Source organism: Microbacterium umsixpiens, assembly GCF_053543675.1.
In genome coordinates this window covers 5,478-12,761 of sequence record NZ_JBLVOH010000229.1, presented here as the reverse complement: position 1 = coordinate 12,761, position 7,284 = coordinate 5,478, and the positions used below count along the sequence as shown (strand labels likewise).

At 66.3% G+C, this 7,284-nt stretch carries 10 protein-coding genes; 8 read left to right on the top strand and 2 right to left on the bottom strand.

The genetic code is table 11. The features are described from left to right. On the bottom strand, nucleotides 1–216 hold a 216-nt coding region (locus tag ACNPM4_RS19375; protein ID WP_448986855.1), incomplete at its 3' end, for an ATP-binding cassette domain-containing protein. Between the two features lie 139 nt (nucleotides 217–355). Here ACNPM4_RS19375 and ACNPM4_RS19370 point away from each other — a divergent pair. The 4 genes from ACNPM4_RS19370 to ACNPM4_RS19355 all read left to right on the top strand — a co-directional run bounded on the left by ACNPM4_RS19370 (nucleotide 356) and on the right by ACNPM4_RS19355 (nucleotide 3,235). Next, the gene (locus tag ACNPM4_RS19370; protein ID WP_448986854.1) at nucleotides 356–940 is read left to right on the top strand and encodes a hypothetical protein; all 585 of its coding nucleotides are present in this window, start codon (nucleotides 356–358) and stop codon (nucleotides 938–940) included. A gap of 10 nt (nucleotides 941–950) precedes the next feature. Continuing rightward, a complete protein-coding gene (locus tag ACNPM4_RS19365; protein ID WP_448986853.1) occupies nucleotides 951–1,571 on the top strand; it encodes a DUF4304 domain-containing protein in 621 nt (206 codons plus the stop codon). A gap of 13 nt (nucleotides 1,572–1,584) precedes the next feature. Then, entirely contained in the window at nucleotides 1,585–2,643 is a 1,059-nt protein-coding gene (locus ACNPM4_RS19360) for a hypothetical protein (RefSeq protein ID WP_448986852.1), read from the top strand. Between the two features lie 67 nt (nucleotides 2,644–2,710). Continuing rightward, nucleotides 2,711–3,235, top strand: a complete 525-nt coding sequence (locus ACNPM4_RS19355; protein WP_448986851.1) for a hypothetical protein — start codon at nucleotides 2,711–2,713, stop codon at nucleotides 3,233–3,235. A 21-nt stretch (nucleotides 3,236–3,256) separates the two neighbouring features. Here ACNPM4_RS19355 and ACNPM4_RS19350 read toward each other — a convergent pair whose 3' ends face one another. After that, the gene (locus ACNPM4_RS19350; RefSeq protein WP_448986850.1) at nucleotides 3,257–4,198 is read right to left on the bottom strand and encodes a LysR family transcriptional regulator; all 942 of its coding nucleotides are present in this window, start codon (nucleotides 4,196–4,198) and stop codon (nucleotides 3,257–3,259) included. 125 nt (nucleotides 4,199–4,323) lie between these two features. Here ACNPM4_RS19350 and ACNPM4_RS19345 point away from each other — a divergent pair, with 125 nt between their 5' ends. From ACNPM4_RS19345 to ACNPM4_RS19330, 4 genes are all read left to right on the top strand, one after another. Continuing rightward, nucleotides 4,324–5,328, top strand: coding sequence for a DUF1852 domain-containing protein (locus ACNPM4_RS19345; RefSeq protein ID WP_448986849.1), 1,005 nt, complete (start codon nucleotides 4,324–4,326; stop codon nucleotides 5,326–5,328). A gap of 20 nt (nucleotides 5,329–5,348) precedes the next feature. After that, on the top strand, nucleotides 5,349–6,386 hold the full coding sequence (locus ACNPM4_RS19340; RefSeq protein WP_448986848.1) for a methionine synthase: 1,038 nt from the start codon (nucleotides 5,349–5,351) through the stop codon (nucleotides 6,384–6,386). Between the two features lie 92 nt (nucleotides 6,387–6,478). Then, a complete protein-coding gene (locus ACNPM4_RS19335; protein WP_448986847.1) occupies nucleotides 6,479–6,805 on the top strand; it encodes a hypothetical protein in 327 nt (108 codons plus the stop codon). A gap of 21 nt (nucleotides 6,806–6,826) precedes the next feature. Further along, entirely contained in the window at nucleotides 6,827–7,120 is a 294-nt protein-coding gene (locus ACNPM4_RS19330) for a DUF7882 family protein (RefSeq protein ID WP_029262405.1), read from the top strand. The last annotated feature ends 164 nt before the right edge of the window (nucleotides 7,121–7,284 follow it).

Below are 7,284 nucleotides of genomic sequence, written 5' to 3'. Positions count from 1 at the left end.
GGAGTCGGGGCGGATGACTCCGGCGAGCACGAGGAGCAGCGTGCTCTTCCCCGATCCGGATGCCCCCATGATCGCCACGGCTTCGCCGTCGAGGATCGTCAGCGAAACCCCGTCCAGCGCGACCGTCGAACCATAGCGATGGGTCAGGTCGGTGGCACGGATGCGCGGTATCCGGTCACGGCTGGCGACGTTGTGGGCGTGATCTGATGCGTGCATGGAGCACACGCTAAGAGGCGCCGGCTCACGCGAACACCAACCACGGGTTGAGGTCTTCGGCTCCCTCGAGGTCGGCTAGCGTGGTGCGCATGCATCCCCGTATCCGTGTCTCCCACAGCCAGATCGAAGGCGGTGCCGCATGAGCACCGACGTGTGGTTCCTCGCAGCGAACGCGAACGCCTCGTTCGACGAGTTCGTCGCCGCATTCCAGCCGGGCGATGCCGGGCGTGACTTCGGCGAGGGGCAGACCCTGCTGCACCGCGCTCTGACCAACGGCGACCTGTCGGCACGCGTGGCGATCAGTTCGTTCCTGCTCGACGAGGGGGCCGATGCCACCGCCCTCTCCGGGGTCGGTGGCGAGCGGAACACCGTGCTGCACGCCCTGCTCGGCCGGGGTGACCACGACGTGCCGACGGAGGTGCCGTTGCTGCGCCGTCTCATCGAGGCGGGTGCCGACATCAATCACTTCTCCGGTCGGTTCCGCACTCCGCTGCTCACGATCGCCCGTCAGGCGAAGTTCTCGGATGCCACGCTGGCACCGTTCTACGACGTGTTCTTCGAACAGCCGGACCTCGATCTGCTGGCAACGGCGAAGGATGGACGCTCGGTGTACGAGAGCATCCAGCTCATGCGCGAACCGCATCGTTCCGACCTGAAGCGCCGTGCGGCCGCCTACCTCGCAGAGCGCGGCCAGCAGGCTCCCGAGACCCCAGCGAAAGAGTAGGGAGAGGACCATGAGGCCCGCCGACATCATCACCAGCGCGGTGAAAAACACCCTGAAGCCGTATCTCCTGCAGAAGGGGTTCGAGGCGGATGGAACCACCAAGTTCCGACGTTCGGTCGGTGAGACGGTCCAGACAGTGGAGATTCAGCGCAGTCGCGTCGGCGGGGCGCAAGGCTTCGTGTACCTCAACGGCATCATCCACCTGCCGGCAATCCACGAACTTCTGGTCGGGGTGGATAGTAGGCCACGCCCGAGTAGTTTCATGTTCCGCCCCCACAACGTCGATCGGAGCCTCCCCGAGGCGATCACCATCACGCAGGAATCCGACCCGGCCGACATCGGTGCGGTGGGGGTTCGCGGTATCGACGCGTTGCTCGGCAGGATGAACGAGTTCACGACGACGGCCGATGCCGTCGACTATCTCTCCGGCAAGAAGCTCAGCCTCTTCGAGGGCGTCTTCGCGTGGTACCTGCAACACGATCAACTGGACCGCGCACAGGCCTTCGTCACCGGACTCCACGAGTACTTCGGTGCACAGCCGCGGTGGGAGAAATTCGCGAAGATGCTCGACGACGTCGCCGCGCACATCTCCCCGGAAACGCCCTGGCGAACCTGGCTCGCCACCCCGTGACCGGCGCGATCGGATGACCGGCAGCACGCCGCAGCCGCTGGTCGAGCTGCTGATCGAGGGCGTCGATCTCGAGCTGGTCGATGTCACGCTCGAGCCTCCGTCGGTGCCGACGACGCTCGCGTGGTGCTGGGCGCACCTCGACCGTTCGGTTCCGGATCCTTCACGCGTGCAGTTGGTGGTGACCGGATACATGGCCGGTTCGGTGGCGCGCTGGTCTCCCGAGAAGGACACCGCGGGAATCCATACCGTCGAGCACGGTGCGGGACTCTCCGCAGGGAAGACGATCCGGCTGCCGGACGGCCGCGCCGTCGTGCTGCTCCACGCGCACCACTTCCGCAATGATCTCGACCGCGACCAGACCGAGGTCAACGAACTGATCGCCAGGCGCGTGCTCGTGCACGAAACGCAGCACGTCGTCATGCACCAGAACCGACAGGTCTACCAGCCTGATGCGACCGCGAGCTTCCGTGATCTCAATCTCGTGGGCGGAGCTGCAGCGATCATCGAGGAGTACCGGGCAGAGATCAGTGTCGGCGAAGAGTTCCGCCGCGGCGAGCCGCTGTGGGAGCCGCCCGCGATCATCGCCGACCTGCAGGCCAACCTCGATGTCGCCGTCGCCACGTATCAAGGTCATCGCTCCGTCGATCGGCTGGTGTTCGAAGCGACGACCTGCGTGCTGATCGGGTGGCGCGGACTCGCATATGCCGCCGCCCGGGACGTGGTCGTGCCCGACGGCGGATTCCTGAACGTGGTCCGCACGGACCCGGTGTGGTTGCGCGGATTCGACGGCCACTGGGCCTCCTTCGCCGCCATGCTCGAGCGCATCGAACCCGCGGATGCCGTCATGTCTCGACAGGAGCTGGATCACGCCGCCGCGGAGTTCGCCCGGATTCTCGGCCTCTCGATGGCCGGCCTCGGCTTCCGCTGGCAGGGCGACATGTTCGCGATCGAGCCATGGTTCGTCGAGTCCTCGACGTACGCGGCCGCTCGCGTCGACGCGGTGACGGCCATGCAGCGGCTGCGGATGAAATGGGCCCGTCGCCCCGCGCTGGGTGGCCGCATCGCGAGTTGAGGGGTCGTCGCAGCCTCGACCTATGGTGGAAACACGGTCAGATAGAACACGGCCAGATAGGAGATGGATGATGCCGAGCGCATACGGATCAGCGAAGTCAGGTTCCTACGAGGACTTCGTCGCCCTCTACGACGGAGACGCTCACGCTGTCGGCTCCACCGGGCTGACCCTGCTGCATCGTGCGCTCGGAAACCGCCACCTCGACGCCCGCATCGCGATCTCGAATCGGCTGCTCGACGACGGGGCTGATGCGGGAGCAATCGTCGCGCCGGAAGGGTATTCGACGCTGCACATCCTCTTCTCCCAGACCTCCCACGATTTCGCCGGCGAGGTGCCGCTCGTCGAGCGACTCCTGGAGGGTGGGGCAGACGTGAATGCCAACGCCGCCCGCTGGGGCACGCCGCTGCAGACGCTCGCGGGGCTGCACAAGTACTCCGACGAAGAGCTCGCGCCCTTCTACGACGTGCTTTTCGCGCGCGACGATCTCGATCTCCTCACGCCGGCAGGCGAGGGGATCAGCACGCTCGAGACCAGCCGCCGGTTCGAAGAACATCGTGCGAACCTCACCGCGCGGATGGAGCAGTACCTCTGACGCCGGAGGGCTCACGCGACCTCAGCCGAGCAGTTCCACCCCGAATCCCGACACGACGGTCCGCAGTTCGGCGAGATAGCGCTGCGCCTGCTCGGTGAGCGGGATCGCGGAGTGGCCGATCCAGCCGATCTCGATGCGCTCGTCGACGTCGAGCGGGATGGCGACGATCTCGGGGTCGAGGTCGTCACTGATGATGCCCGTCGAGATGGTGTACCCGTCGAGTCCGATCATGAGGTTGAAGATCGTCGCGCGGTCGGAGACGCGGATGTCCTGCGGGCTCGAGAGGGTGGAGAGGATCTCTTCAGCGAAGTAGAAGGAGTTGTTCGCGCCCTGATCGAAGGTCAGGCGCGGCACCTCGGCGAGGTCGTCGAGGGTCACGCGATCCCGCGAGGCGAGGGGATTCTTGCGGGAGATGAAGATGTGCGGCTCCGCGACGAAGAGCGGGTGGAACGCGAGCCCGGAGTCGCGGAGCAGCTTGTCGATGACGTTGCGGTTGAAGTCGTTGCGATAGAGGATCCCCAACTCGCTGCGGAGGGTGCGGACGTCTTCGATGATGTCCCACGTGCGCGTCTCCCGGAGCGAGAACTCGTACTCGGCCGCCGAGGTCGCCTTCACCATCCGCACCAGCGCGTCGACCGCGAACGAGTAATGCTGCGTCGACACTCCGAGCAGGCGTCGAGACGGCGGCCGGTCGAGGTAGCGCTGCTCGAGGAGCGCGACCTGCTCGACGACCTGCCGGGCGTAGCCGAGGAACTCCACACCATCGGTGGTGAGTGTCACGCCGCGCGCGGAGCGGAGGAGGAGCACACGGTCCACTCGGCTCTCGAGGTCTTTCATCGCCGCCGACATCGTGGGCTGCGCGACGTAGAGCAGGTCGGCGGCGGCGCTGATGGATCCCTCCGCGGCGACCTCGATGTAGTAGGTGAGTTGCTGCAGGGTGATGCCGCTCGAACGCTTGGCCATAGCCTCAGACTATGCCACGGCATAGTCTGAGGACATTTCTCGATAGGGGTGCCCGCACTGCACCATGGAGTCACCCCCTTTCGCGAGGCCGAGCCCGGCCGATCAGCTCACCGATTGGCAACCTCATGGCCCACGACTTCACGTTCCGCATCACGACGACCCGCTTCGACGAGGACTACTCGCCGTCGGACAACTCCCGGATCACCACGAACTTCGCCAACCTGGCGCGCGGTGAGCACCGCCAGCAGAACCTCCGCAACGCCCTGTCGATGATCGACCGTCGATTCAACGATCTCGCGGACTGGGACAACCCGAACGGCGACCGCTACACCGTCGAACTCGAGATCGTCTCCGTCGCGGTCCAGTTCGCCGCAGCGGGCGAGGACCAGGACTTCCCGCTGCTCGAGGTCCTGGACATCCAGATCGTCGACCGCCTCACCGGAAAGCGCAGCCACGGGATCGTGGGGAACAACTTCTCGTCCTACATCCGCGACTTCGACTTCAGCGTGCGGCTTCCGGCGGCGACGGCAGCGGCAGGAGGGTTCACCATTCCCTCCGACTTCGGCGACCTGCACGGCAAGCTCTTCCAGCACTTCCTCGACTCGGCCGCCTACCGGGAGCGCTTCGCGGTGTCGCCCGTGATCTGCATCAGCGTCTCGACGAGCAAGACCTACCGCCGCACCGAGAACCACCACCCGATCCTCGGCGTCGAATACGAGCAGAAGGACCCGTCGCTGACCGACGCGTACTTCGGGAAGATGGGTCTCTCGGTCCGGTACTTCATGCCGCGTGGCAGCGTCGCGCCGCTGGCGTTCTACTTCCGCGGCGACCTGCTCGACGACTACACGAACCTGCAGCTCATCGGCACGATCAGCACCATGGAGACGTTCCAGAAGATCTACCGACCGGAGATCTACAACGCGAACTCGGCCGCAGCGAAGGTCTATCAGCCGAGCCTGGAGCAGCAGGACTACTCGGTGACGAAGATCGCCTACGACCGCGACGAGCGCAGCCGGCTCGCGGCCGAGCAGGGGAAGTACACGGAGGAGCACCTCATGAAGCCGCACGGTGAGCTGCTCGAGCAGTGGGCCGACGGCAGTTCCGCCGCCTCCCTGGTCTCCGTCGGATGATGACCGGAGAATCCCCGATCGTGAACACGCTCCTTCCCACCTCGATCGTCGGCAGCCTGCCCAAGCCGTCCTGGCTCGCGCAGCCGGAGACCCTCTGGTCTCCCTGGAAGCTGGAGGGGGAGGCGCTGGTCGAGGGCACGCAGGATGCGCTGCGCATCGCCGTGCAGGAGCAGCGCCTCGCGGGCCTCGACATCATCAGCGACGGCGAGCAGACCCGCCAGCACTTCGTCACGACCTTCATCGAGCACCTTTCCGGCGTCGACTTCGATCAGCGCGAGACCGTCCGCATCCGCGACCGCTACGACGCCAGCGTGCCGACGGTCGTCGGTGCCGTGGGTCGGGAGAAGCCCGTGTTCGTGGAGGACGCGAAGTTCCTCCGCCAGCAGACCGACCAGCCGATCAAGTGGGCGCTGCCCGGTCCGATGACCATGATCGACACTCTCTACGACCGCCACTACAAGAGCCGCGAGAAGCTGGCCTGGGAGTTCGCGACGATCCTCAATCGGGAGGCGAGAGAACTCGAGGCGGCGGGGGTCGACATCATCCAGTTCGACGAGCCGGCGTTCAACGTGTTCTTCGACGACGTGCGGGACTGGGGAGTCGCGGCGCTCGAGCGGGCGGCCGAGGGGCTGCGCGCCGAGACCGTGGTGCACATCTGCTACGGCTACGGGATCAAGGCGAACACCGACTGGAAGGCGACCCTCGGCGCGGAGTGGCGGCAGTACGAGACGTCGTTCCCGCTGCTGCAGCGCTCGAGCATCGACACCATCTCGCTCGAGAGTCACCACTCCCACGTCCCCCTCGACCTCATCGAACTCATCCGCGGCAAGAAGGTCATGCTCGGAGCCATCGACGTGGCCAGCGAGACCATCGAGACGCCGGAAGAGGTTGCGGACACCCTCCGCGACGCGCTCCGTTTCGTCGATGCCGACAAGCTCGTGGCGAGCACGAACTGCGGCCTGGCGCCGTTGCCTCGTGACGTCGCACGTGGAAAGCTGCACGCGCTCAGCGCGGGTGCCGCTCTTCTTCGCGAAGAGCTCGCCGTGGTCGAGGACTGACTGCGCGGCACCGGCGCCGCGAGCCGCTAGCATCCGCCGGGTGAGCGGGCAAGGGGCGCGGGGATGCAGCGCTGGTGCCGTAGAACGGCATTATGCAATCGATCCTGTATGGCGGCGAAGAGTTCCTGACCGGTGACGACATCGCGGACGCTCTGCTGGCGTACGGGCGCGCGCTGGGCGATGAGGAGCGCGCGGAGATCATCGAGATACCGGTGCGGGAGCAGGATGGCACCGTCGTGTCGGCGAAGTTCCTGATCGGTCCGGCCAGCCAGATCGTGGCGAAGGCGATCAGCGGCAGCGGGCCGGAGCTGGAGGATCCCGAACTGGTCCGTCGTCTGCAGGCGCTCACCCGCGGCGTTGAGTCCCCCTCGGGGCCGCCCCTCGACGCGCCCGAGGGCCCGGAGTACGAGCACGGCTAGACCGCGCGTACAGTTCTTCTCATGGGAACTCTGGAGTACAACAGTTCGCGCCCCGCGATCGAGATCGACGATGCCACTCTGGCGCACCTCAAGATCGTGATCGGCACGAAGCTCCGCCGCAACGAGAGCTTCATGATGACCTGGCTGCCGAAGCCTGAAGTGCAGTCGGGGCGGTTGAGCATCTGGGTGCACCCGAGCATCCCGTTGGTCTTCGAGTTCGACAAGCCGACGCTGCCGAGGGTCGAGGCCAACCGGGTCACGCACATGATGGAGCAGTTGAACTCGCGCGGGGAACTCGTCCTCGATCAGCTCTGAACCGTCACGCGGCCAGCCCTCGGCGTTCCAACGGAGGCGCGGGGGTGAGGCGTCGAGGTCGGCGAGCAGCGCGGTCGGGTCGGCGACGGGGAACATCGTGATGAGTCGGCGACCCTGTGCGGGGGAGTCGAGCGCGTAGGCGAGCGCCGAGGGGTGGGGCCCCC